Consider the following 24,785-nt stretch of genomic DNA (forward strand, 5'->3'; position numbering starts at 1 on the left):
TCATTATAATACTTGATAATGAAAATATTAAAAGAAGTATTACTTATAGTAACAAGTCTCTTTACATTAAATTCCTTTTCTCAGGAAATAGATAATGACCTAGATTCAACAATTTATCTGAATGAGATTATTGTCAACGCATTTCAGATAAGCACGTTACAACTTCATGTCCCCGGATCTGTATCAGTTCTAACAGGTGAGGAGATACAGATAACTGATGGTAATAATTTTGCTCATACTTTACATTCAATACCTGGCATATATATGCATAGTGGTACATATTCCACCAGTAGAGTTATAATTAGAGGTGTTGGTAGCAGAACTCCATATAATACAAATCGTATTAAATCGTACTTGAATGATATACCTATAACATCTTCTGATGGTATTTCTACACCTGAGGATATTGATCTAATGGGAATTGGTAGGATGGAAGTGATTAAAGGACCTGCCTCTGCAACTTACGGCTCAGGTCTTGGAGGTAATATAATCCTGTATACTCCTAGATCAACCAAGGAGGGTGCTGCAGCGCTTATACAGTATGGGAGTTTCAATACTATAAAAGCTGCCGCTTCAGGCAATTATATCAATCAAAATTTAAATCTATGGGGTACTATTTCTCATGTGAATAGTGATGGGTATCGTGAAAACAATCGCTATAGACGTACCTCTTTTATTTCTTCAGGTGAATGGGAACAAAAAGATTATTCATTGGAGTATACTCTTATGCTGATTGATCTGAATGCTCAGATACCGAGCTCTGTAGGTAAGTCTCTTTATGAAAGCAATCCTAAAGCTGCAGCAGCTAACTGGAGTGCAATTGAGGGATATAAAAAGTATCAGCGAGCTATAGCAGGGGTTACTTTAACTAATCTGTTTTCTGATAAATGGACAAATAAATTGAATGTATTTGGCAGATGGGCGGATAGTTATGAGAGACGACCATTTAACAACCTTGATGATGGCACTTCAGGTGGTGGAATAAGCAATAGGCTATCATATCACAATAATCAATGGGATGCTATGATAGGATTTGAATGGGTCAAAGATGTATATAGGTGGAAAATGGATCTGGAAAATGAAATGATAAATAAAAATAGAGAGTCAAGAGATCATTATAATTTATTTAGTATGATCTATTGGCGTCCTGCATCCGAGTGGAATATTTCTCTTGGTGGTGCTGTAAACAAGGTTAACTATTTACTTCGCGATCAATTCCTTAGCAATGGCGATCAATCTGGAGAACGTAGTTTCCCTCTTATTTTCTCTCCCAGATTAGGTATTAATTATGCACCATCTGAGCTTTTGGCTTTTTATGGCTCTGTTGGACATGGTTTCTCTATGCCTTCTCCAGAAGAGACACTCCTTCCTGAGGGTGACATAAATAAGGAATTGAAACCTGAACAGGGAGTTCAGTACGAAATGGGTTTTAGACTTAATCTATTTAGAAGAGCTACTACAATTGAAGCATCTGTTTATTATATCAATCTGAATAATCTGCTTGTTACAAAACGTTTATCGGAAGATATATTCACCGGAATTAATGCAGGAAAAACAAGCCATAATGGTTTTGAATTCTTAATAAAACAGAAAATACTCAGGCTATCTTCATTCCCTGGCACACTAAATCTTAATGCAAATTATACATGGTCGATTAATAAGTTTGTTGATTTTACTGATAATGATCAAAAATTTGATGGAAATAAGCTCCCGGGAATTCCTGCACAGATTGCTCACGCAAATATTCTTTGGCAACCTTTTACAAGGTTAAATATTGATACACAGCTTCAATATGTTGGAGAGCAGTATATGGATGATGCCAACTCTTTAATTAATGAAGGCTATTTTATAGCGAATATAAGGAGTTCATATAGCTTTTCTGTATCAACTAATTATAATATAGAACTTTTCACGGGTATAAATAATATAACTAATGCACACTATTCTCCAATGCTTACTGTGAATGCTGTGGCTTTTGGAAATGCTGAACCAAGGTACTATTATCCCGGATTACCTAGGCACTTTTATAGCGGTATAAAACTATTCCTTTAGCAGTTATATAAAGTATAGGGGCTTTGTATTCTCATCTTATTTCAAAATTAAAACTGAAATTGCAACAAAAATAAGAGCCAAATCTAATATTAGTAATATTAAATATCGTATTACGAATAATTTGCTATCTTTGACACTGTTTTTGTTTCAATTGTATACATATAGCTCCAGTATATTAAATTAACTTCTGAAGTGATGTGTATACTTTATAATATTATATGACTTTACAATTGTTTTATTCATATTATATTAATTAATGTGTATGCCTGAATATTTTTTTTAGAAATTATGGATATAATTATAAAGAATAGTGTATTGTCAAAATTGTCCGAACTGATAAAAGAAAAAGAACAAGCAATAATTGATGCCAACAACTTAGATATTGAAACTTTCCCGGAAATGGATGAATCAATGAAAGATCGTCTGAAAGTGGATAAGAAAAAGATTGGAGATATGATTAAGTCTCTTGAAGAAGTTGCTGCACAGGATGATCCTGAAGGGAAAGAGTTGTATAACTTCACTCGTAAAGATGGCTTGCATATTGTTAATAAAACAGTTCCATTTGGCACAATACTAATAATATATGAGTCTAGACCAGATGTTACTATTGAAGCTGCGGCAACGGCATTTAAAGCAGGAAATAAAATTTTGCTGAAGGGTGGAAAAGAGTCATTAAATACAAATACTCTTCTGACTGAATTGTGGCAAAAAGCTCTCTCTGATAATAATGTGGATAAAAACTATGTTGAATATTTGAACCTCTCTCATTCAGAAACTCAGAAGTTGATCAAAGAGAATACAAGAAAAGTGGATCTGATAATTCCCCGTGGAGGAGAACGATTGATTCAATTTGTATTGAACAATTCATCAGTACCTGTCATAGTAAGCGGCAGAGGAAATAATTTCCTTTTTATAGATGACAATGTTGATTTTGAGATGGCTACACAACTCGTTATCAATGGAAAGAAACGTATCAGTGTATGTAATGCGATAGATAAGGTACTTATACACAGAAGCATGAACAATATTCAGGAGAGAATCAAATTCTTGGTAAAAAATCTTAAGGAAAATGGTATAGACGTATGGGGAAACAGTGAGATTACAAAAATATGTAATGAGATAAAAGAGGAGAATGATGTTGCAACTCTCTGTGAAGAGTATCTTGCACCTAAACTATATGTATCACTAGTGGATGATCTTAAAGAGGCAATTGAAATGATTAACCAATATTCAGGAGGACATACTGCTGTAATTGCAACGAATAACCAGGAAAATGCTTATAAGTTCATGCAAGAGGTTGATTGTGCAGCAGTTTATCACAATGCATCTTCACGTTTTACAGATGGAGGTCAGTTTGGTGTAGGAGCTGAAATTGCAATTAGTACTCAAAAACTTCACTTTAGGGGACCACTTGGATCTCAGGAACTTGTTACTAATAAATGGTTTGTATATGGTGAAGGTCATATAAGAGAATAATTTCATGAAAAAAAAACTTATAATTAAAATAGGTACTTCCACATTAACTGCCGGAACTAATAGAATATCATTTGCAGTAATTGAGAGTCTAGCCAGACAAATCGTAGAACTAAAAAAAGATTACGAAATTGTAATTGTATCTTCGGGTGCAATTGCCACTGCACGTCAATTCGTAGAAATTAGCGGTTATCAGAAGAGAGTGGATTCCAAACAGGCTATGGCTGCAATTGGACAGACTAAACTAATGGAGCTATATGACGGCATTTTTCGTACTTTTGGATTAAATATTGCCCAGATTTTACTTACCTACCGTGATTTTGAAAACCCTGTTGCAATTGAAAATACCAGGAATACAATAAACAGACTATGGCAAGTAGATTATATACCAATTGTAAATGAGAATGATACCGTTTCTATAGAAGAAATAATGCTTGGTGATAACGACAAGCTCTCTGCATTGGTAGCAACAATAATTGATGCAAATCTACTTGTATTAGTTTCAGATATTGATGGGATATTTAATCAAAATCCCCATCTTCATTCAGATGCTAAATTAATTGCAGAAGTAACGGATCTTGAATCTATTATGAATTTTATTGAAGAGAAAGAATCTACACTTGGTACAGGAGGTATGTCTTCAAAAATACATGCTGCAGAAATCTGTATGACTAATAGTGTAGAAATGTGGATTGTAAATGGTCAGCGTGCTAACTATATAATTAAAGCTCTTCACAATGAAATTCCTTTTACTAGATTCAAAACAGAAAAAGTTAAGAAATGAAACAAGGGTTTATAGGATATGGTAATCTCGCCAATGCGGTTTATCAAGGTTTAAAAGAAGATAGAAGTATCGAGTTTGCTTATTATGCCAGAAATAGAAAAAATGTTGACTTGCATTATTTTCAAGATATGGAGTCACTTGTATTATACGCTGATGTTATATGGCTTGCTGTTAAACCTCAAGATCTAGCGGGTGTATTAGAACAATTAAAGAAAAGTGATCTTTCAGAAAAAACAATTATTTCTCCTGTTGCCGGAAAGAGTATAGCATATATTGAGAGGTACTTGGGTAATAAAACCACTATTATTCGTATAATGCCTAATCTGGCAATGGCATTTAAAGCATCTGTTACTGCGTTCAGATCCAACAAACCTGATAGTGAAAAATCAGAAAGAATATTTAATCTATTAGGAAAACTTGGAAAAGTAGTTAAGCTTGAAGAAGACGGATTTGACCTGTTCACCTCTGTTTTTGGAAGCGGCCCGGCATTTATTTTGGCTTTTATAAAAACTTTTAAAAATAAAATACAGGAGTTTGATCTTCCCGGATCACTTCTTGATGAATTACTTCTTGAATTAACAAGAGGAACAACCCTCTACTTTATGCAGAATCAGAAGGACTATAGCATAGAAGACCTTATAAAAAACATTACAAGTAAGGGTGGTACTACACAAGCTGGTTTGGAATATTTTCAATCCCACGATATTGGAAAGCATTTCGAGGGAGTTCTTGATGCAGCAAGAAACAGATCGAAAGAGTTAAGCAGTAACGGGGGCTAAAGATCCAATACAGCTCTAATTAATTATAAACAGAATAGATTAAATGAACCATACTACATGAAAGCTATTATCAATTCTTCTCCTCTTTAGATTTATATGCAATTGCGTAATAGCGTATCTGTTTTATAACTGACAATAGACCATTAGACCTAGTAGGAGATAGATGTTCAGTCAATCCTATCTCTTTCATGAAGCGAAGATCAGTACCAATAATTTCATCAGGAGTACGTCCATTGAAAATACGTAACACCAAAGCAAGCAAACCTTTAACTATAATTGCATCACTTTCGGCTTCAAAAAACAGTCTCCCATTACGGTAATCTGTCTGAAGCCAAACCCTACTTTGACAGCCTTTAATTATATTTTCAGGAATCTTATATTTTTCTTCTAATGGATGCATCGCGTTACCTTGTTCTATGATATATGCATATTTATCCATCCAATCATCATAGATACTGAACTCATCAATAATTTCTTGTTGTATTTCGTTAATTGTCTGCATTATAACTTTTCTGTATAAATCACTTCCATAACGGTTTGTCCAACCGCTTTCAATGTATTTTTATCTATATTACGCATATCATCATTCAGAGTATGCCAATGAGGTACAAAACCAGTTCTTGTATCCCTCTTAAGATTTATAATATTTGCACTTGGAGCTCTGTGATGCTGATTCACAGGCAGGTGATCGTCAGTTATATACCCTCCTCTCTGTGAAAGAAAATAGTTTGTATAACCAAGTTTTGCTGCTGTGCTCCATATTTTATCAACAATATTTGAAGCATACTGAAGTGAATAACCCTCTCTTAAAAAAGTAGCATTTACACTTCCAACCATATCCAGCAGAATTCCATAATTTGCTTTATAGTTATCAATATGAGGCTGTTCAGACCAATATTTCGACCCTATACACCACCAATCACCCTGCACCCATTCTGAACTATTCGAAGGTTGTCCCCAATCCTCCAAATCAAAGAATATAATATCAATACCAATTCCACTATTTAAAGTATTCTGCTGAAGCTGTCGTGCAATTTCGAGAATCACACCTACCCCACTTGCACCATCATCAGCACCTAAAATAGGCTGATTAATTTTATCCGGATCACTTTCTTCATCTGCAAAAGGTCGTGAATCCCAATGAGCAAATAAAAGTATTCTTTTCTCCTCTTCAGGATAATAACTTCCGATAATATTGCGTAAAGTGAAATTTTGTCCATTGTAGTGAGTAACATCAGCGTTCTGCTCAATCACTTCTGCCCCAAACTCTTGTAATTTAGTTACAAGATAATCTCCACACAGTTCATGGGCTTTAGTTCCCGGTACACGAGATCCGAATGCCACCTGCTTTTCGATAAAAACATATGCTGAGTCTGCATTGAATTGTGGAGAAACCTGAGTGTATGGTTCTGACATCACTATTTTTTTTCGAGACTGACATGAATTACATGAAATTGTAAACATTAATCCCAAAAATAATAACAGCACAAGAGAAAATATCCTTAGATGTCTCATTTTATTAAATATTTCTTTGATAGGAATAGTCTGATATTCCAATATTATTATAAGTCTCCTTCAGAGCATCCTCGTCATCAGAAATAACAAGGAGTTTGTCTCCGGCAAGTAACTCTGTCTGCCCTGTTGGAACAAAATACTGTTCCCCTCTTTTAACCATTACCACTAGCGTTTTATCTGGTAATGGAAGTTCAATAAGATTCTTGCCATAATTAAGAGTCTCTTCAGAGATATGTATCTCAGTCATTGCAGATTTAATTTCTTCTGCAAACTCTACATCAAAATCCTCAAATTGCTTATATTTAGGAGGTTTTTCCGACAATCCCAACCATCTTGCTACTGCCGGCAATGAAGTTCCTTGAATAAGCAATGACACAATGGTTATCACAAAAACCATATTAAATATCCATCTTGCGTGAGGTATATCACCAGCTGCCAGAGGAAGAATAGCAAAAATTATTGGTACAGCCCCCCTTAAACCTACCCATGAGACATAAAATTTGTCTTTAACACCAATCTTTCTGAATGGTAATAGAGTCAGAAAAACTACAATCGGACGACCAAATAAAATCAGGAAAGCTGAAACAATCAGAGCAGGAACAGCCACGTTAATCAATTCACTCGGATTCACCAGTAATCCTAAAGTTAAGAACAATAGAATCTGACTCATCCAGGCAAATCCATCCATGAATTTCATTGAAGTACGTTTATGAGTGAACTTCGAATTACCAATAACTAGTCCGGCAATATATACTGCAAGGTAACCGTTACCTTGCAGATAATATGTAGCAGCATATATAAATATTCCCAGTGTTAAGAGTAGTATCGGATAAAGAGCCACATTCTCCATTCGGATACGATTAATAATTCTAACTGCCCCCTTGCCAAAAAGATACCCAAGAACAAACCCAACAGCCAGTTGTACAATTACCATGAGTATAACCACTAAATAATTTGGATTATCTCCAGACTGTATAATCTGCATAAACATGAGTGTAAGCATAAAAGCCATTGGGTCGTTACTACCACTCTCCAGCTCAAGCAACGGTCTAAGGTTATTCTTCAGAACCAAACCTTTAGATCTTAATATGCCAAATACAGAAGCAGAATCAGTGGATGAAAATATAGATGCAAGGAGAAAAGCAGTCACCAGGCTAACACCCAGTGCAGGAAACATTAAACCAGATAACATGTATATAAATACACCTGTAAGCAATGCTGTTAATAGAACGCCAATAGTTGCAAGTACAACTCCTGGCCCTATAATTGGTCTAATTTCCTGAAATTTGGTATCAAGTCCACCCGAAAAAAGAATAATACAAAGACAAATCGAACTGATAGTTTGTGCTACCTGAACATTTTCGAACTGCAGGCCGAAACCGTCTGAACCAAAGACCATACCAACTATAAGGAATAGTAAAAGGACAGGCACTCCGTATTTAGATCCCGCTTTTCCAACCAGCATACTTATAAAAAAAAGCACGGACCCTACAAGCAACATTAATTCAGTACTTATCTGCATTTTTCACTATTATTTGTGACAGTTATTATATGAGTAAAATTAAAATATCAATCAAAAGACTGACCTTTATTTTGTTTAAACAATATCTTATCATCTCCAACTATCAGTTCTGCTTTTTCTCCCATCAATAACGGCAAATTATGTTTAACATGCCCTACTGGAAAATTAAAACATACAGGAAACTCATAGTCTTCAACAACATTTCTTATAGATTCATAAAGTGAAGCATACATTAAATCATCCTCCTCATAATCCGTGAACTTACCAACAATTAATCCACTAATCTTTGAAAACATACCAGAGATTTTCAATTGGTAAATCATTCTGTCCACTCTGTAAGGAACTTCACCAATATCTTCAATAAAAAGAATACCTCTATGAGGTATCCTTATATATTTCGAGCCCAGCAAACCACAAAATACAGATAGATTACCGCCAAAAAGTTTACCCATAGCCCTACCTTTTCTGTTTATGATATCGTATCCCTCAGTAGGGATTTCATATGCGACCGGTTGACCAAAAAGTATACTTTTAGTATATCTGACAGATAAATCCTCTTCGCCTTCTTCTGAAAAATGTTTAGCCATAGGGCCATGTATTGAAATGATACCATTTTTTTGAAGAGCAGAATGCAGTGCTGTTATATCACTATAACCAATTACCCACTTAGGATGTTTTCTAATTGAAGAAAAATCCAATTTATCTAAAAGGTGAATAACTCCATATCCTCCTCTGGAACAAAGAATCAGTTTGATTAAAGGATTATCTAAAGCACTTTGAAGATCATAAAGACGTTCTTCGACCGAACCACTAAACCTGCCATTTTCACTAAGAGCATATCTGCCAATCTCGGTTTTTACACCCCAGCTATCCATTATTGATGCAGCATCCTTCGCGAAGGATTCATCAATTTTCCCTGATGGAGAAATGATAACAACCTTGTCATTTAGCTTTAGTGGAGCTGGTCGAAGCATAATTTCAATAGTTAATGACTAAGCATCAATATTTGCAAGTCGTGCATTTTCTTCAATAAACTCTCTTCTTGGTCCTACCTCCTCACCCATCAGCATTGTAAAGATAATATCTGCATCAGCAGCATTCTCAATTGTAACCTGTTTAAGAGTACGTCTTTCAGGATCCATGGTTGTAGACCACAATTGTTCAGCGTTCATTTCACCAAGACCTTTATATCTTTGTGTTGTGATTGCATTCTCGTTACCGTCACCATATTTATTAATAAAATCCTGTCTCTGACGCTCATTATAACAATACTCCTCTATTTTCCCTTTTTTACATAGGTAAAGAGGTGGAGTTGCAATATACACATAACCTTTCTCAATTAATGGACGCATATAACGGAAGAAGAAAGTAAGAATAAGAGTATCAATATGACTACCATCTACATCAGCGTCAGTCATTAATACTATCTTATGATATCTAAGTTTCTCAATATTTAGTTCTTTTGAATCTTCTTCAGTACCTATAGAAACCCCAAGAGCAGTATATATATTTTTAATTTCCTCACTCTCAAGAACTTTATGAGGCATTGCTTTTTCAACATTAAGAATCTTACCACGGAGAGGTAAAATAGCCTGAAACATACGGTCGCGTCCCTGTTTTGCAGTACCTCCCGCAGAATCTCCCTCCACAAGGAAAATCTCACTAAGCTTTGGATCTTTACTAGTACAATCTGCAAGTTTCCCCGGTAAGCCTCCACCAGACAGAGGCGATTTGCGCTGCACCATCTCCCTTGCTTTTCGGGCTGCCTGGCGAGCTGTTGCGGCAAGAATAACCTTTTCCACAATCACCTTTGCCTCTTTAGGGTGCTCTTCTAGATAGTATTTCAAAGCCTCTCCCGTAGCCTGATCCACTGCTCCCATTACTTCAGAGTTACCCAGCTTGGTTTTAGTCTGTCCCTCAAACTGAGGTTCAGCAACCTTAACAGACAAAACAGCAGTGATACCCTCTCTAAAGTCATCACCACTAATTTCTACCTTCACCTTATCAAGCATTTTCGAATCTTCGGCATACTTCTTTAAAGTACGAGAAAGCCCACGTCTGAAACCAGTAAGATGAGTACCTCCCTCAATAGTATTTATATTATTTACATAAGAGAAAATATTCTCGTTATAAGTATCATTATACGATAATGCTATTTCTATGGGTATACCATTCTTCTCAGTAACAATATGAATAGGATCCTGGATAATTGAATCTTTATTTTTATCGATATATCGTACAAACTCTTCAAGTCCAGTTTCTGAATAAAAACGTTCACTTTTATATTTGCCGTCCTCACCCTGCACTCTTTTATCTGTCAGTGTCATAGTGATACCCGAGTTCAGATATGCTAGTTCACGCAATCTTGTAGCTAGAATATCATATCTGTATTCAAGTACTGTAAAAATAGAATCATCCGGTTTAAAAGTGATAATTGTACCAGTCTTATTGGTCTCTCCAATAATTTTCACGTCTGCAAAAGGTTTACCTTTTGAGTACTCCTGAACATAAATCTTGCCATTTCTGTGAATTTCTGCTTTTAGATAAACCGATAAAGCATTAACACAAGATACACCAACACCATGAAGTCCTCCTGAAACTTTATAAGTTCCCTTATCAAATTTACCACCTGCATGAAGAACAGTCAGTACCACTTCAAGTGCAGACTTCTTCTCTTTCTCGTGGTAATCTACAGGAATACCGCGACCATTATCTATAACTGTAATTGAATTATCTTCGTTGATTACTACATCAATCTCATCACAATATCCTGCAAGCGCCTCATCAATAGAGTTATCTACAACCTCGTTTACCAAATGATGCAAACCTTTTTCACTTACATCTCCTATATACATTGCAGGGCGTTTACGTACTGCCTCAAGACCTTCAAGAACCTGAATATTTTGAGCGGAATAGTCAACGCTTGCTGATTTTCTTTCTTCTTCTGACATGTTATATGATTAATTAAATCTTTCTTAAAATTAGGCTATTACAATCAAGTAATAATTGCAATTTAAACAGAGCAAATATACGAAAAAATCGCCTCTTCACCAACCCTTTTTTGCTTTTTTACGGCCGATTTACATAGTCAGTTTACAAAAAAAGAGCGAGCAAATAGCCCACTCTTACATGTACTTTAAACAATCAATGTCAGAACTCGTAATCAATTGCAGCTCTTGATGTTCTAACCTTTGCAATGAATTCACCCACCTTTATATGCTCCGGGTGAACAGCATAAGTTCTTACATCCTCCAGGGTATCAAATTCACTCTCCAGAATTACATCATGATTATCTGCAGACGCTTCTGAAAGATTTATCTTCACTTCGATCTTTCTTATTACAGGGATAGTGTTTTTCAACTCCTCAAGTCTCTCTTTTATTATAAGAGCATTCTCTGCTTTCGACCTACCTTCGGCCTCATCAGCAAGTTTAAATAAAACTATATGTCTAACCATTTCTTATATATCTTTTTAAATGATTAATTATAATACATCTTATTCATAAAAAACAAAAAAGCCGAACAAAATGATCGGCTTTCTGTATATGTAGTTTGACATTTAAGTCTTAATTAACTCAACTGATTCATATGAGCAGCTAATTTAGACTTCAGATTGTTTGCTTTATTCTGATGTATAACATTTTTCTTAGCCAGCTTGTCTAACATTGAACAAACCTCAGGATACATCTTTTGTGCTTCCTCTTTAGAATCAGTAGAACGGAATTTACGAACTTTATTTCTAGTTGTGCGTGAAACATATCTGTTTCTTAGTCGCAAAGCTTTTGCTTGTCTGATTCTTTTTTCTGATGATTTATGATTTGCCATTTCGTTGACTTTATTTCTTTTTTATTAGTAGCCCATAGGAGAATCGAACTCCTCTTTCAAGAATGAAAATCTTGCGTCCTAACCGATAGACGAATGGGCCATTGTAGGCGTTAACCTTTTTAATCTGATAGCCGAGGCTCAAATTGCGGGTGCAAATATAGAGCGTTTTTTTTAAACTGCAAAACTTTCCTGCAATTTTTCTTTATTTTTTTCGAATCAAATTAAAAAAAACAACTTTTGAAGTGCCTATGCAATATATTAATGTGTAATCGCAAATATAGTGCAGATAAATAGTTTTCACAAACCTCTTTGAATATTATTTTATTTCCCTTACAATACTTAGTCATAAAAGAAGAATATAAGAAGAATATAAGAAGAATGTAAGAAGAAGATAATAGCAATGTAATATTATATATTAATTCGGGATATCAATTACAATACTTTTTCCGTTTAATAAAATTGGTACTTTTAAATATTTTATCTATTTTTGCACCCCGTAATGGATTTGAATTAAACGGATCAATAGAATTTGAAAAGTAAATAATAATATAGTCAAATGAAAAGAACATTCCAGCCGTCAAACAGAAAGAGAAAAAATAAACATGGTTTCCGCACCAGAATGGCTACAAAGAACGGTAGAAAAGTACTTGCCTCACGTCGTGCAAAAGGTAGAGCAAGATTAACTGTATCCGACGAATATTAATTATTCCGTAACTGTAACAGTCGGAGTCGGAGAAAGAACTATACCCGCAATATATCTTAACAGATTTGCGGAAGAAACAGGAATTCGGTATATCCGCATTTCTGTTTTTTTGTATGTTCTTCCTCTGCTATCATTTTTTTAGTACTTTTGTAAAGCAAATCGTTTACGCAAATACTAACGCTGTAGTTATGAGCAAAAAAAATGCTGACAGACCAATTTTCGGTAATAATATTTTAAAAAATATATTAGTTATGATCATAACCGGAATAATTCTAGTTGTGATCGCATTATTATTACTTAATTTCTACACCAGACATGGACATAATGTTGTAGTGCCCCGATTAGAGGGTTTACAGATAGAAGAGGCAAACATTATTCTAAAAGCAAAAGGCCTTCATGCCGAGATTGTAGATTCCGTTTACAACCGTGATGCGGTTCCCGGAGCCATATTGGATCAAACTCCAAAAGCAGACAATAAGGTAAAAGAGGGTCGTTCTATATATGTTACAGTATACTCAAAGAATCCTCAGCAAATAGCGGTACCGGGGCTGGTGGACTACTCTACCCGTCAGGCTGTTGCTCTACTCAACTCTTTAGGTTTCACTCAGATTTCAATACAAGAAGTGCCATCGGAATATTCAGGACTGGTTATGGCAGTTGAATATCGAGGCCGGGCACTATTACCTGATGAGAAAATCCCAGCAGGATCGCCTTTAAATCTGGTTGTAAGCAGTAGCACTCTTGCTGACTCATTAGGTGTAAACGATGAGATAATTATTGCTCCAGGAATATCAGATATTGACACAGGAAATCAATCCTCAGGTGAAGGTATATTCGACGATTCATTTTTCTAATACGGTACTTTGTGACAGAAAACGATTATAACAGCATCGATTTTTTGGCGGAGGATGAAGATGAAATTATTGAAGACTCCGTCGAACAAAATCAAAAATATGAACATTATAGATTCGTTGCCGACAAAGGGCAAGGACTGCTCAGAGTAGATAAATTTTTATCTGTTCGCATAGAAGGTGCATCTAGAAATCGCATACAACAGGCTGCCGAAGCCAATTCAATTCTCGTAAACGGCATTCCTGTAAAATCTAACTATAAAGTAAAACCACTGGATGTAATTACTCTTGTTCTTGACTTTCCCAAACGTGAACTGGAGATCATACCTGAAAATATTCCTCTTAATATAGTATATGAAGATGACTATCTGATAGTGGTTAATAAACCACCAGGATTGGTTGTACATCCAGGTCACGGAAATTACACAGGCACACTAGTTAATGCACTGGCATATCATCTTGGATATAAAAACATCAAAGATGTTGATGATCCCAGGCTGGGATTAGTACACAGAATTGACAAAGATACATCGGGCTTACTGCTAATAGCCAAAACTCCAGATGCAAAAACTGACTTATCGAGACAATTCTTCCGGAAAGAGACAAAGCGACTCTATACTGCACTTGTCTGGGGAAATATAGCCGAAGACAGTGGTACAATAGAGGGAAATATTGGTCGCGACCCCAAAGACCGTATGCTCATGAAAGTATTTCCTGATGGAGATCAAGGCAAAACAGCCATAACACATTATCGTGTACTTGAGCGATTTGGCTATGTAACTTTAGTAGAGTGTAAACTAGACACTGGTCGCACCCACCAGATACGTGTTCACATGAAACACCTGGGACACACACTGTTTAATGACGAAAGATATGGTGGAAACGAAATACTTCGTGGCACACGCTTTGCAAAATACAAACAATTTATATATAATTGCTTCGAAATTTGTCCAAGACAATGTTTGCATGCACAAACTCTTGGATTTATACACCCCTCTACACGTGAGGAATTAAATTTTAAGAGTGAACTGCCCGACGATATGCAAGCAGTGATTGAAAAGTGGAGGATTTATACATCTTCAAGAGATTTCGAAGGTTAAAACAGAGACTTGAAAAAAATTAGACAAGGTATCCTATTAGCTCAATTTATAAAAGTATATGAATAAAAATATTGCTGTTGTCTGGGGTGGATATTCAAGTGAAAAGGTTGTCTCAGAGAAGAGTGCTGAAGGAATCAGCTCTTTCATTGATAAGGACAGATATAATATCTACAAGGTAAGAATCGACCGTGAAAGCTGGATGGTAGAGTATAATAATGATTTTATCCCAGTTGACAAGAACGATTTTAGTTTTGTTGCAAACGAAGAAAAGATAGTTTTCGATTTCGTATACAACACAATTCACGGCACCCCCGGAGAAGATGGACTGCTGCAAGGCTATTTCGACATGCTTGGTATACCCTACTCCAACTGTGGTGTACTTGCATCTGCAATTACTTTCAACAAATATACATCAAACAACTTCCTCAAGAATTTTGGCATCAAGGTGGCCGACTCTATATTATTACGAAAAGGTGACAATATTGATATTGAGGCGATTGAAGCTCAATTGGGACTACCTGTTTTCGTTAAACCTAACGTGGGTGGATCAAGCTTTGCAACCAATAAAGTAAAGGATGCAGCTAAAATGATGGAGGCGATCAATGAATCATTCATAGAGGCTCCTGAAGTGATTATTGAGAGTTTTGTGAAAGGCGTAGAAGTTACCTGTGGATGCTTCGAAACAGAAAAAGGTTTAACCGTATTGCCATTAACAGAAGTGGTCACCCAAAATGAGTTTTTTGACTATAGCGCAAAATATCTGGGAGAGGTGGAAGAGATTACACCCGCCCGCATATCAGAAGAACTAACTCATAAGATACAGTCACTGACAAAGCAGATTTATAAGTTAATCGGAGCTAAAGGAATTATAAGAGCTGACTATATAATCAGAGAAGAATCACCGGTTTTACTGGAGGTAAATACCACCCCGGGAATGACAACTACAAGTTTTATACCCCAACAGGTTAAAGCTGCAGGCTTAGAGATGAAGAATGTAATGACAGAAATTATTGAAACAGAAATCAATAAAATAAACAGCACTCCATCACACTAAAAAAATCAGCATTATGAACATTTCAGATAATCAGTTTGATGATATTAGGCCTCTGAATGATAACGAAGTGGCAGAAGCAATAGCTCAGCTTTTAGTTGATGAAAGATTCAAAAAGGCTGCAGAGCAGATAGTAAAACCATATACATGGGAGCAATTCGCTTCTCTGCTATCAAGTTGCAAAACAAAATTTGACTTCCAGAAAAGGGTCATTTATCCTACAATGAATCGGTTTATCGAGAAGACCACAAAGGAGATGAACGGATATGGATGGGAAAATATAAATGAAAACGAAAGTAATCTTTTCATTTCAAACCATCGTGATATAGTACTGGATGCCGCATTCTTCAATATTCTCCTTTTTGATCAGAATAAAGAGACTACCGAAATAGCGATTGGCGACAACCTGCTTATCTATCCATGGATTGAGAAACTGGTTCGCTTAAATAAAAGTTTCATTGTAAAGAGAGGAGTTTCTGTGAGACAGATGCTTATAGTTTCAAAACATCTGTCAGATTATATCCACGACACAATAAGAAACAGGAAACAATCAATCTGGTTGGCTCAAAGAGAGGGACGCGCTAAGGATTCTGACGACAGAACACAAACAAGTCTGTTGAAGATGCTAACACTACATGACAGCTCAGATCCGTTGAATACTATAAAAGAACTTAATATTATACCTCTCTCAATTTCATATGAATATGACCCTTGCGATTTTCTAAAAGCAAAGGAGTATCAGCTTAAGCGAGATAACGCAGAGTATAAAAAAAGTCAGGCCGATGACATTGAGAATATGTATACCGGTATAACAGGATATAAAGGCAGGGTGCATTTCCGGCTAGGTAAATGTATTAATTCTTTTTTAAGTGAAATCCCATCAGACACCGGAAGAAATGAGATGCTTGATAAAGTTGCAGAGATAATAGACAGAGAAATATTCAGAAACTACACATTTTATCCTATAAACTATATAGCATATGATTTGATGACCGGTACTGAAAAGTTTTCTTCTGAATACAATAAAGAGGAGAAACAAAACTTCATCAGTTATATTAATTCGCAGGTTGAAAAGATCGACATACCAAATAAAGACTTGGATTTTCTTCGCAGAAAGATTATCGAGATGTATGGAAATACAGTAAAAAATAACTTAAACATAAAATAATATCTTTAATGAAGCAGATAGCATTCACTCTTCTGGTTATATTATCTCTTACCCTTATTCAAGGTTGCGATAAAAAGCCTGAAAGAATGGATGATTTTCTTGCCGAGTTCGCCACAGTGATTAAACAGGGTGACACCTACCGTTTCAAATTAGATAATGGTAAAGTACTATCACCGATTGAAGTTAAAGATTTTCACGGTAGTGATGGCGACAGGGTTATTTTATACTGGACACCCTTGAATGGTGATAAAATAGAAATTAAAAATATTACACCAGTATTCTCAGGTGATGTGCTTTTTGAAGGCTATCCCGAGAATTATAAAAATGACCCATTAAAAATTATAAGTGTGTGGGTTGAAGGTGACTATCTGAATTTAATTCTTGAGATTGAATATCACAGTACACCACATACAATTGCTCTTTATAAAGACACTTCAACAGAAGGTACAGATCTATATCTTTCTCACTCAATGAATAATGATCCTCCCGGATACTTTCAAATTATGTATGCTTCATTCAGACTTAGCAAACTAAAAAGTCTGAACGAAACCGAAGTTCCATTCAGACTTTTTATATATTCAAATAAGGAATTGCGTCAATTCAATTTCACCCTAGTTGGAGCTGGTTAATGGTGGAATAGGCTGTTCATCAATAGTAAAATCTATCGGAAGCAGACACTTTACATTCACTTTTTCACCATTATTTTCACCCGGAGTCCATTTAGGCATTAAACCCAATACACGAATAGCTTCATTATTAAGAGCCTCATTTGATCCGCTCACAACTTCAATATTTGATATAGAGCCATCCTTGCCCACTATAAAGGAGCATAATATCCTGCCCTCAATACCCTGCTGTAATGCCTCTTTCGGGTAGCGCATGTTATATGATATAAAATTAGCCAGTTCCTTTTCACCATACTCATACACCGGCATTTTATCCACTATCGTATAAATCTCACTATTTTCCAGGATTGACTGGTCGGTCTTCGCATACGCTCTTGCTGTAGCAGAACTTGAAGTTCTTGTTGAGTACTGAACATTCTTGTTAAGTTTAAAATACATTGGAACATAAGTTTCCGACCTTACAATCTCTCCATTATGACGTGCAGGTCTCCATGGTGGCATATTTTTTAGAATACGCAACGCCTCTTCATTCAAGAGAGGATCTGCACGATGAATTATATTAAAATTGGAGAGTGAACCATCTTTTTCAACTACAAATGTATAAACTACCAAACCCTGTGCATTTCGTTCAGCAGCATCTGCCGGGTAACTTAATGTATTGGAAATAAAGCGGTGCATCTCAGCCGTTCCACCAGTAAACATAGGAACGATATCAGGATTTTCTACAATCTTGTCACTTTGAGATACCGGAACATTTTGAGCAATTGCATCTATTGTAGATAAAGAAGTAAAGCAAACTATAAAGAATGTTGCTATAACAGTGTGAATTTTACGTAGTTTCATGTAACAATTTTCTCTTAACTAATTTATTGCATTAATGTTACAAACTTACATAAAAAATATGATTTTCCTGTTACTGCAACAGCTCTTTTAAGATAAAACACCTCTAATTCTGTCATCAAAAGCAGTAAGGGCAGCTTTAGCTCCTTCACCCATGGAGATTATAATCTGCTTGTAAGGTACAGTTGTAACATCACCCGCTGCATATATACCCGGAACATTAGTGCGACAATGAGAATCTGTCTCTATTTCTCCGAATCTGTTAACATTAACAACACCTTTAAAAACAGAACTGTTTGGGGCTAGCCCTATCTGTATAAATACCCCATCTACATCTACAACCCTCTCCTCTTCAGTTTTTCTGTCTTTCACTTTCAAACCGCTAACTTTATTACCATCGCCAAGCACCTCCATTGTTTGAGAGCTTAAAAACAGTTCTACATTTGGCAAAGAGGCAACTTTCTCCTGTAGCACCTTATCAGCTTTAAGTTCATCAAGAAACTCAAATACAGTAACCTTTGAACATATTGCAGCTAAATCAATTGCAGCCTCAATACCTGAGTTTCCTCCACCTATAACAGCTACATGCTTATCTTTATAAAACGGTCCGTCACAATGCACACAGAATGCAACCCCTTTACCAATATGATCAGCTTCTCCGGGAACATTAAGCTTTTTCCAGTTAGCACCAGTTGCAATTATAAGAGCACCAGTTGCAAACCTCTCACCCCCTTTAACATGTACAATTTTCTCATTACCATCTACCTCAACTTTCTCAACAATTCTATGCTCAAGAATCGAGATAGGATACTCCTCCATATGTTTTCTAAGATCAACAGTAAGTTTTTCTCCAGTTGTCTGGGGTACTGAAATCATATTCTCGATTCCAGTAGTTTCCTTTACCTGTCCTCCTACTGTCTGAGCCAGCACTGCCACATTCAGCCCCTTTCGTGCAGAGTATATTGCCGCAGAAGCGCCTGCAGGACCTCCACCTACAACTAAAACATCAAACCTCCTGATTTCCGAATCAGTGGTCTCTTTTTCTACAACACCATACTTCTCTTCAAGTTTAGTCAATAGTGTTCCAAATTCACCCCTGCCCACATGAAGCAGTTCTCCATCAGCATATACAGCAGGTACAGCCTGAATCTTCAATGATTCAACCTCCTCCTTATAAATTGCACCGTCAACCATCTCATGTGTTATATCAGGATTGATAATTGCCATGAGATTAAGGGCCTGTACAACATCCGGGCAATTTGTACATGTTAGTGAAACATAAGTTGTAAGATTAATCTTTCCCTTTAATGATTCTACCCTCTTTCTTATAAATTCGTCAGGTTGATTTTTCCCTTTGCCATCACTATTCAGCACGGCCAACAGAAGTGAAGTAAATTCATGACCATTGGGTATACCTCTGAAGACCACACCTGTCTCTTCTCCATTTTTCAGCAGATTGAATGCAATGTAGTTTCCTTCATTTATTTTCAGAGAAAACTTTGGTGAACTTGCAACTACATCCTCCAGCAGCTCAACCAGTTCACTATAGCTTTCATGATCCTGAGATGCATATATATCAAATTGATATTCTGATTCTAAATTTGCAAAAATTGCTTTTAATTGTTCTTTTAATGAATTGTCGAGCATAATAACTATTTCATTTTTTATATAAAAAGCCCTCTGTTAATATTTATGGCCTGGCCATAGAAGATCGATCAGAGGGCTTGATTATGAGTTTAAAATTAAATTTTTCCTACAAGATCAATGCTTGGTTTAAGGGTTTCCTTACCTTTTTCCCATTTAGCAGGACAAACTTCATCTTTATGTTCAGCCACAAACTGAGCAGCCTCTATTTTGCGTACGAGTTCTGCAGCATTACGTCCAATTGGTCCGTCATTCACCTCAAGTACTTTCACAATACCCTCAGGATTAGCAACAAATGTTCCTCTGTAGGCCAGATAATCTTCTTCGTTAAGTACGCCAAACGCACGGCTTAACTCACCTGTATGATCAGCCAGCATAGGATACTTAATTTTATTTATGCTCTCTGATGTATCATGCCATGCCTTATGAGTGAAATGAGAGTCTGTACTAACAGAATATACCTCCACTCCGATTGATTGCAGGTATTCATACTTTTCTGCAACGTCTACAAGTTCTGTAGGGCATACGAAAGTGAAGTCGGCTGGATAGAAGAAAAATACCGACCATTTACCTAATGTGTCCTTATCTGTAATTGTTTTGAACTCACCATTGTGGTAAGCTTGTACTTTGAATTCCGGAATTCTTGAATTAATAATAGGTTGCATATAAATTAACTTTTAATATTAATAAACAGTGCAAAGATAAGATAGTGCTGACCTATTAAAAAGCTATACAATATCAATAATATCTATTTGTGGAAAATGCTTTTCTTATAACGTTCAAATGAGGGAATTACTAAAATCAGATTAAAGCTATATTGACTATTTTGTTTGTTAGTAATATAATAATTATTAATAGACATTTCATATTATATATAAATTTAAGAGATTCTCGTGTAAAAAACCTATCTTTGCACCCTAAAAAGATTGTTTTTATGTATGACATCCGAAATATCGCCATTATCGCACACGTTGATCATGGTAAAACAACCCTGGTTGATAAAATGTTGCTGGCAGGACACCTATTCAGAGAAAACCAGCAAACAGATGAGCTGATTTTAGATAATAATGAGCTTGAACGCGAACGTGGTATTACAATACTTTCCAAAAACGTTTCAATAAAATATGGAGACACAAAAATCAACATAATTGATACTCCGGGACACGCCGATTTTGGAGGTGAGGTTGAACGTGTACTTAACATGGCTGATGGTTGTCTGCTTGTTGTTGATGCATTTGAAGGACCAATGCCTCAAACAAGGTTTGTGTTGCAGAAAGCTTTGGAAATTGGACTGAAACCCATATTGGTTATTAATAAAGTTGACAAGCCCAACTGCCGTCCTGAAGAGGTTCAGGAAGAGGTATTCGATTTAATGTTTAGTCTGGATGCAACTGAGGAGCAACTTGATTTCCCTACGATATATGGTTCTGCAAAACAGGGATGGATGTCTGATGACTGGAAAAAACCTTCAGAAAATATCATACCACTGCTGGATGCTATTGTTAAACATATCCCTGCTCCAAAAGTATTGGAGGGTACACCGCAAATGCTAATTACATCTCTCGACTATTCTAACTATGTTGGAAGGATAGCTGTAGGCAGAGTACACAGAGGCACAATTTTCAATGGTAAAGATTATGCACTTTGCAAACGTGATGGTAGTATTAAGAGAATACGTATAAAAGAACTTGATATTTTTGAAGGATTAGGCCGTACAAAAGTAAACGAGGTAAACTCGGGCGATATATGTGCATTAATTGGAATTGAAGGATTCGAAATTGGAGATACAATTACAGATATAGATAAACCTGAACCACTTGATCCAATTGCTATTGATGAGCCAACCATGTCTATGTTATTCACAATAAACAACTCTCCATTTTTTGGTCAGGATGGTAAATATGTAACTTCAAGACATATTTATGAAAGATTAATGCGTGAACTTGACAAAAACCTTGCTTTGAGAGTGGAAGAGACTGAAAGCTCAGACTCATGGATAGTTTACGGTCGCGGTGTACTACACCTCTCTGTCCTTATAGAAACAATGCGTCGTGAAGGTTACGAGCTGCAGGTAGGTCAGCCCCAGGTAATCATCAAAGAGAAACATGGCGAAAAACATGAACCGGTGGAACAGTTAACAATAAACCTTCCTGAAGAGTATTCAAGTAAAATTATTGATGTTGTTACACGCCGAAAAGGTGAACTCCTTACCATGGAAAGTAAGGGTGACCGCATGCATATGGAGTTTGTGATTCCATCGAGAGGGATTATAGGCTTAAACAATATTGTACTAACCCTTTCAGCAGGTGAGGCTATTATGGCGCACCGATTCCTTGAATTTCAGCCCTGGAAAGGTGAAATTGAAAAAAGACAAAACGGTTCAATTATTGCTGGAGAATCAGGTAATGCTTATGCATATGCATTGGATAAACTGCAAGACAGAGGTCATTTTTTCATCTACCCACAAACAGATGTATATGCCGGTCAGGTAGTAGGAGAACAAAATAAAGAAGGCGACCTGGTAGTTAATGTTACCAAGTCAAAAAAACTTACCAACGTTCGTGCATCCGGTTCAGATGATAAAGCACAATTAGCTCCACCTGTTATCTTTAGTCTTGAAGAGGCTCTGGAATATATAAAGGATGATGAGTATGTTGAAGTCACTCCTAAACATATGCGAATAAGAAAAATACTTCTTGATGAAAACGATAGGAAAAGAGCATCAAAGAAATCTTAAAACCATAAAAATCAGATAAGCTATACTGAAATTAAGAGTAAGTTTAATTTAATAGAATAGCCGGTTATTAATGATTATAACCGGCTATTATTATAAACAGATCTCTACCTTATTGATCAGTTTATTTTATTCTGTATTTCTGCAAACTTATTTCCTATTAATAAGATTAACAAACTCCTCTCTTGTTTTTTGCTCACGGAATATACCAGTGAAGTCTGATGTAGTAGTAATTGAATTTTGCTTTTCTACTCCACGCATCTGCATACACATATGCTTAGCCTCAATAACAACCATCACACCCATAGGATTAAGTGTATTTTGAATACAATCTTTAATCTGCGTTGTCAATCTCTCCTGCACCTGCAGTCTTCTTGAAAAGACATCTACCACTCGTGCTATCTTACTTAGACCGGTGACATAACCATTGGGGATATATGCAACATGCGCTTTACCAAAAAACGGCAGCATATGATGCTCACACATTGAAAAGAAGTCGATATCCTTCACAATTACCATCTGGCGATAGTTTTCCTTAAACTGAGCAGAACGAAGTATCTCTTCAGGGCTCTGCCAATAGCCTTTAGTCAGATATTGCATAGCCTTAGCTACTCTGTCCGGGGTTTTAATAAGTCCCTCGCGAGAAACATCTTCGCCAAGCAGAGAGAGGATCTCTCTCATGTGATCCGAAATAATGGATTTGTTTTTTTCTAATTCTTCAGATGACATTTTATTCCATTTATGAGGTTAGTTGACAGGTATTTTCACCTCATCTACAACAATATACATTTCTCTACCAAATGATGGAAATGATTCTCTTAATTTATGCAAAGCCTCTTCTGCTTCTCCCCGGTTTTCAAAATTACCTACCCTTAATCTCCAGAAAGGAGATTCAAAAAGGACCACTGTCTCCAGATCTGGATATAACTGATTTATTTGGCTCTGCTTCCTGTTAGCCTCATCTCTTGATGTGCGTTGGTTATTGCCGGAGAACGCCTGTATTTTAAAACCTCTTGTTTTGTAATACTGTACTGCACCGTCTGCGGTTGTATATACAGTTCTTGGAGGCCCCACTGGTCTTCCCAGTATATGAGAAATACTCTCATCCTGATAAACAGTAACATCTCCTTTACCCTGAACATCTTTGTTCAACTCTTCAAGAATCTCATTTTTTTGTAATGATGTTTGTGCATTAACACCTGCAGATAGAAGAATTATTGCAATAAGAAGAATTCTATGGTTTGGGAAATATTTCATATTCTTTTTTTCTATTACTTCGCACAAAGATAAATAAATACCACAGACTCATAGTGAATCTGTGGTAAAATGTATAATAAATTTCTTTTAAAGTATTAAAAAGCTTCAATTATTGGCATGAATTTGTCAACACCCAGCGAAGCTCCACCTATTAAACCTCCATCTACATCAGGATTTGAGAATAGTTCTTTCGCGTTGCCTGCATTTGCACTACCTCCATAAAGTATAGAACAGTTATCAGCAACTTCGTTGCCATACTTTTCAGCAATTGTCTTACGGATAAATGCATGCATCTCCTGAGCTTGATCAGGAGTGGCTGTTTTCCCTGTTCCAATTGCCCATACAGGTTCGTAAGCAAGAACTAGTTTACCGAAATCTTCAGCTGAAAGATCAAAAAGTGATTCTTCGATTTGTGATTTCACTACTTCGAAATGCTTTTCAGACTCTCTTTCTTCCAACACTTCACCTATACAGAATATTGGTGTAAGACCGTTTTTAAGAGCCAGCAATACTTTTTCTTTAAGTATTTCTGGGGTTTCGTGATAATATGCTCTGCGTTCGCTATGACCTAAAATAACATATTTGGCTCCTGTTGAAGCGACCATTGCTGCAGACACTTCACCGGTATATGCACCAGATTCTTTATCTGCACAGTTTTGTGCTGCAACTCCTATTTTTGTTGTATCAACTACATTTGCTACTCCTGCAAGATGAATAAATGGTGTACCAATAATTACATCGCAATTTACAGTTTTGCCTTTCAGTGCTTCGTTTAACTCTTCTGCAAGCTGAATTCCCTCCTGAAGGGTTTTGTTCATTTTCCAGTTTCCTGCTACTATATTCTTTCTCATGTTTATATAAT

At 36.2% G+C, this 24,785-nt stretch carries 24 protein-coding genes and 1 tRNA gene; 11 read left to right on the forward strand and 14 right to left on the reverse strand.

Going from position 1 to position 24,785, the window contains the following annotated elements; genetic code table 11:
- The first annotated feature begins 18 nt into the window (after positions 1 to 18).
- The 4 genes from PHO43_RS00460 to PHO43_RS00475 all read left to right on the forward strand — a co-directional run bounded on the left by PHO43_RS00460 (position 19) and on the right by PHO43_RS00475 (position 5,088).
- Positions 19 to 2,052, forward strand: a complete 2,034-nt coding sequence (locus PHO43_RS00460; protein WP_288010960.1) for a TonB-dependent receptor — start codon at positions 19 to 21, stop codon at positions 2,050 to 2,052.
- A gap of 288 nt (positions 2,053 to 2,340) precedes the next feature.
- Positions 2,341 to 3,528 (forward strand): glutamate-5-semialdehyde dehydrogenase, encoded by a 1,188-nt coding sequence (locus PHO43_RS00465; RefSeq protein WP_053826496.1) that lies wholly within the window; start codon positions 2,341 to 2,343, stop codon positions 3,526 to 3,528.
- A 4-nt stretch (positions 3,529 to 3,532) separates the two neighbouring features.
- Positions 3,533 to 4,309, forward strand: a complete 777-nt coding sequence (gene proB, locus PHO43_RS00470) for a glutamate 5-kinase (protein ID WP_045089359.1) — start codon at positions 3,533 to 3,535, stop codon at positions 4,307 to 4,309.
- Positions 4,306 to 5,088, forward strand: a complete 783-nt coding sequence (locus PHO43_RS00475) for a pyrroline-5-carboxylate reductase family protein (RefSeq protein WP_045089358.1) — start codon at positions 4,306 to 4,308, stop codon at positions 5,086 to 5,088. Before proB ends, PHO43_RS00475 begins: the two co-directional genes overlap by 4 nt.
- A gap of 70 nt (positions 5,089 to 5,158) precedes the next feature.
- On the opposite strand, the gene PHO43_RS00480 is transcribed toward PHO43_RS00475, so the two are convergent.
- From PHO43_RS00480 to PHO43_RS00515, 8 genes are all read right to left on the reverse strand, one after another.
- Positions 5,159 to 5,590, reverse strand: coding sequence for a SufE family protein (locus PHO43_RS00480; RefSeq protein ID WP_045089357.1), 432 nt, complete (start codon positions 5,588 to 5,590; stop codon positions 5,159 to 5,161).
- Entirely contained in the window at positions 5,590 to 6,603 is a 1,014-nt protein-coding gene (locus tag PHO43_RS00485; RefSeq protein ID WP_045090841.1) for a M28 family peptidase, read from the reverse strand. Before PHO43_RS00485 ends, PHO43_RS00480 begins: the two co-directional genes overlap by 1 nt.
- Positions 6,604 to 6,607: 4 nt before the next feature.
- Positions 6,608 to 8,125 carry a potassium/proton antiporter gene (locus tag PHO43_RS00490; protein WP_045089356.1) on the reverse strand — a complete coding sequence of 506 codons (1,518 nt, stop codon included), beginning with the start codon at positions 8,123 to 8,125 and terminating at the stop codon, positions 6,608 to 6,610.
- 47 nt (positions 8,126 to 8,172) lie between these two features.
- On the reverse strand, positions 8,173 to 9,099 hold the full coding sequence (locus tag PHO43_RS00495; protein WP_288010962.1) for a S66 peptidase family protein: 927 nt from the start codon (positions 9,097 to 9,099) through the stop codon (positions 8,173 to 8,175).
- Between the two features lie 18 nt (positions 9,100 to 9,117).
- Positions 9,118 to 11,076, reverse strand: coding sequence for a DNA topoisomerase (ATP-hydrolyzing) subunit B (gene gyrB, locus PHO43_RS00500; protein WP_045089354.1), 1,959 nt, complete (start codon positions 11,074 to 11,076; stop codon positions 9,118 to 9,120).
- Between the two features lie 199 nt (positions 11,077 to 11,275).
- Positions 11,276 to 11,581 carry a Dabb family protein gene (locus PHO43_RS00505; protein WP_045089353.1) on the reverse strand — a complete coding sequence of 102 codons (306 nt, stop codon included), beginning with the start codon at positions 11,579 to 11,581 and terminating at the stop codon, positions 11,276 to 11,278.
- 113 nt (positions 11,582 to 11,694) lie between these two features.
- Positions 11,695 to 11,949: a 30S ribosomal protein S20 gene (rpsT, locus tag PHO43_RS00510; protein WP_045089352.1), complete on the reverse strand. Its 255-nt coding sequence runs from the start codon at positions 11,947 to 11,949 to the stop codon at positions 11,695 to 11,697.
- 28 nt (positions 11,950 to 11,977) lie between these two features.
- Positions 11,978 to 12,049 (reverse strand) — tRNA-Glu (locus PHO43_RS00515).
- Between the two features lie 456 nt (positions 12,050 to 12,505).
- On the opposite strand from PHO43_RS00515, the gene rpmH reads away from it, so the two are divergent.
- The 6 genes from rpmH to PHO43_RS00545 all read left to right on the forward strand — a co-directional run bounded on the left by rpmH (position 12,506) and on the right by PHO43_RS00545 (position 17,451).
- Positions 12,506 to 12,652, forward strand: coding sequence for a 50S ribosomal protein L34 (rpmH, locus tag PHO43_RS00520; protein WP_045089351.1), 147 nt, complete (start codon positions 12,506 to 12,508; stop codon positions 12,650 to 12,652).
- A 188-nt stretch (positions 12,653 to 12,840) separates the two neighbouring features.
- Positions 12,841 to 13,506, forward strand: a complete 666-nt coding sequence (locus PHO43_RS00525) for a PASTA domain-containing protein (RefSeq protein WP_045089350.1) — start codon at positions 12,841 to 12,843, stop codon at positions 13,504 to 13,506.
- A gap of 11 nt (positions 13,507 to 13,517) precedes the next feature.
- The gene (locus PHO43_RS00530; RefSeq protein WP_082057345.1) at positions 13,518 to 14,603 is read left to right on the forward strand and encodes an RluA family pseudouridine synthase; all 1,086 of its coding nucleotides are present in this window, start codon (positions 13,518 to 13,520) and stop codon (positions 14,601 to 14,603) included.
- A 58-nt stretch (positions 14,604 to 14,661) separates the two neighbouring features.
- Complete coding sequence (locus PHO43_RS00535; RefSeq protein WP_288010965.1) at positions 14,662 to 15,657, forward strand: D-alanine--D-alanine ligase; 996 nt, start codon at positions 14,662 to 14,664, stop codon at positions 15,655 to 15,657.
- A 13-nt stretch (positions 15,658 to 15,670) separates the two neighbouring features.
- Positions 15,671 to 16,822: a 1-acyl-sn-glycerol-3-phosphate acyltransferase gene (locus PHO43_RS00540; protein ID WP_053826501.1), complete on the forward strand. Its 1,152-nt coding sequence runs from the start codon at positions 15,671 to 15,673 to the stop codon at positions 16,820 to 16,822.
- 8 nt (positions 16,823 to 16,830) lie between these two features.
- On the forward strand, positions 16,831 to 17,451 hold the full coding sequence (locus tag PHO43_RS00545) for a NigD1/NigD2 family lipoprotein (RefSeq protein WP_045089347.1): 621 nt from the start codon (positions 16,831 to 16,833) through the stop codon (positions 17,449 to 17,451).
- Here the strand turns inward: PHO43_RS00545 and PHO43_RS00550 are convergent.
- From PHO43_RS00550 to ahpC, 3 genes are all read right to left on the reverse strand, one after another.
- On the reverse strand, positions 17,434 to 18,291 hold the full coding sequence (locus tag PHO43_RS00550) for an energy transducer TonB (RefSeq protein WP_045089346.1): 858 nt from the start codon (positions 18,289 to 18,291) through the stop codon (positions 17,434 to 17,436). The genes PHO43_RS00545 and PHO43_RS00550 overlap by 18 nt on opposite strands.
- An 87-nt stretch (positions 18,292 to 18,378) precedes the next feature.
- The gene (ahpF, locus tag PHO43_RS00555; protein WP_053826503.1) at positions 18,379 to 19,935 is read right to left on the reverse strand and encodes an alkyl hydroperoxide reductase subunit F; all 1,557 of its coding nucleotides are present in this window, start codon (positions 19,933 to 19,935) and stop codon (positions 18,379 to 18,381) included.
- A gap of 95 nt (positions 19,936 to 20,030) precedes the next feature.
- Positions 20,031 to 20,597: an alkyl hydroperoxide reductase subunit C gene (gene ahpC, locus PHO43_RS00560; protein ID WP_045089344.1), complete on the reverse strand. Its 567-nt coding sequence runs from the start codon at positions 20,595 to 20,597 to the stop codon at positions 20,031 to 20,033.
- Positions 20,598 to 20,866: 269 nt separating this feature from the next.
- Between ahpC and typA the strand changes: the two genes are divergently transcribed.
- Entirely contained in the window at positions 20,867 to 22,669 is a 1,803-nt protein-coding gene (gene typA / locus PHO43_RS00565; RefSeq protein WP_053826504.1) for a translational GTPase TypA, read from the forward strand.
- Between the two features lie 147 nt (positions 22,670 to 22,816).
- Here the strand turns inward: typA and folE are convergent, their stop codons facing one another.
- The 3 genes from folE to tpiA all read right to left on the reverse strand — a co-directional run bounded on the left by folE (position 22,817) and on the right by tpiA (position 24,774).
- A complete protein-coding gene (gene folE / locus PHO43_RS00570; RefSeq protein ID WP_045089342.1) occupies positions 22,817 to 23,395 on the reverse strand; it encodes a GTP cyclohydrolase I FolE in 579 nt (192 codons plus the stop codon).
- Between the two features lie 18 nt (positions 23,396 to 23,413).
- Positions 23,414 to 23,923 carry an SPOR domain-containing protein gene (locus tag PHO43_RS00575; RefSeq protein ID WP_045089341.1) on the reverse strand — a complete coding sequence of 170 codons (510 nt, stop codon included), beginning with the start codon at positions 23,921 to 23,923 and terminating at the stop codon, positions 23,414 to 23,416.
- 95 nt (positions 23,924 to 24,018) lie between these two features.
- Positions 24,019 to 24,774, reverse strand: coding sequence for a triose-phosphate isomerase (gene tpiA / locus PHO43_RS00580; protein ID WP_288010968.1), 756 nt, complete (start codon positions 24,772 to 24,774; stop codon positions 24,019 to 24,021).
- Positions 24,775 to 24,785: the final 11 nt, after the last annotated feature.

The sequence above is a fragment of the Lascolabacillus sp. genome (genome assembly GCF_028696275.1).
GTDB classification, from domain to species: Bacteria; Bacteroidota; Bacteroidia; order Bacteroidales; family Dysgonomonadaceae; genus Proteiniphilum; species Proteiniphilum massiliensis.

What these genes read in the sequence shown, in the direction of transcription:
- PHO43_RS00460 (WP_288010960.1), top strand. Translation starts at nt 19, where the DNA reads ATGAAAATATTAAAAGAAGTATTACTTATAGTAACAAGTCTCTTTACA.
- PHO43_RS00465 (WP_053826496.1), top strand. Translation starts at nt 2,341, where the DNA reads ATGGATATAATTATAAAGAATAGTGTATTGTCAAAATTGTCCGAACTG.
- proB (WP_045089359.1), top strand. Translation starts at nt 3,533, where the DNA reads ATGAAAAAAAAACTTATAATTAAAATAGGTACTTCCACATTAACTGCC.
- PHO43_RS00475 (WP_045089358.1), top strand. Translation starts at nt 4,306, where the DNA reads ATGAAACAAGGGTTTATAGGATATGGTAATCTCGCCAATGCGGTTTAT.
- PHO43_RS00480 (WP_045089357.1), bottom strand. Translation starts at nt 5,590, where the DNA reads ATGCAGACAATTAACGAAATACAACAAGAAATTATTGATGAGTTCAGT.
- PHO43_RS00485 (WP_045090841.1), bottom strand. Translation starts at nt 6,603, where the DNA reads ATGAGACATCTAAGGATATTTTCTCTTGTGCTGTTATTATTTTTGGGA.
- PHO43_RS00490 (WP_045089356.1), bottom strand. Translation starts at nt 8,125, where the DNA reads ATGCAGATAAGTACTGAATTAATGTTGCTTGTAGGGTCCGTGCTTTTT.
- PHO43_RS00495 (WP_288010962.1), bottom strand. Translation starts at nt 9,099, where the DNA reads ATGCTTCGACCAGCTCCACTAAAGCTAAATGACAAGGTTGTTATCATT.
- gyrB (WP_045089354.1), bottom strand. Translation starts at nt 11,076, where the DNA reads ATGTCAGAAGAAGAAAGAAAATCAGCAAGCGTTGACTATTCCGCTCAA.
- PHO43_RS00505 (WP_045089353.1), bottom strand. Translation starts at nt 11,581, where the DNA reads ATGGTTAGACATATAGTTTTATTTAAACTTGCTGATGAGGCCGAAGGT.
- rpsT (WP_045089352.1), bottom strand. Translation starts at nt 11,949, where the DNA reads ATGGCAAATCATAAATCATCAGAAAAAAGAATCAGACAAGCAAAAGCT.
- rpmH (WP_045089351.1), top strand. Translation starts at nt 12,506, where the DNA reads ATGAAAAGAACATTCCAGCCGTCAAACAGAAAGAGAAAAAATAAACAT.
- PHO43_RS00525 (WP_045089350.1), top strand. Translation starts at nt 12,841, where the DNA reads ATGAGCAAAAAAAATGCTGACAGACCAATTTTCGGTAATAATATTTTA.
- PHO43_RS00535 (WP_288010965.1), top strand. Translation starts at nt 14,662, where the DNA reads ATGAATAAAAATATTGCTGTTGTCTGGGGTGGATATTCAAGTGAAAAG.
- PHO43_RS00540 (WP_053826501.1), top strand. Translation starts at nt 15,671, where the DNA reads ATGAACATTTCAGATAATCAGTTTGATGATATTAGGCCTCTGAATGAT.
- PHO43_RS00545 (WP_045089347.1), top strand. Translation starts at nt 16,831, where the DNA reads ATGAAGCAGATAGCATTCACTCTTCTGGTTATATTATCTCTTACCCTT.
- PHO43_RS00550 (WP_045089346.1), bottom strand. Translation starts at nt 18,291, where the DNA reads ATGAAACTACGTAAAATTCACACTGTTATAGCAACATTCTTTATAGTT.
- ahpF (WP_053826503.1), bottom strand. Translation starts at nt 19,935, where the DNA reads ATGCTCGACAATTCATTAAAAGAACAATTAAAAGCAATTTTTGCAAAT.
- ahpC (WP_045089344.1), bottom strand. Translation starts at nt 20,597, where the DNA reads ATGCAACCTATTATTAATTCAAGAATTCCGGAATTCAAAGTACAAGCT.
- typA (WP_053826504.1), top strand. Translation starts at nt 20,867, where the DNA reads ATGTATGACATCCGAAATATCGCCATTATCGCACACGTTGATCATGGT.
- folE (WP_045089342.1), bottom strand. Translation starts at nt 23,395, where the DNA reads ATGTCATCTGAAGAATTAGAAAAAAACAAATCCATTATTTCGGATCAC.
- PHO43_RS00575 (WP_045089341.1), bottom strand. Translation starts at nt 23,923, where the DNA reads ATGAAATATTTCCCAAACCATAGAATTCTTCTTATTGCAATAATTCTT.
- tpiA (WP_288010968.1), bottom strand. Translation starts at nt 24,774, where the DNA reads ATGAGAAAGAATATAGTAGCAGGAAACTGGAAAATGAACAAAACCCTT.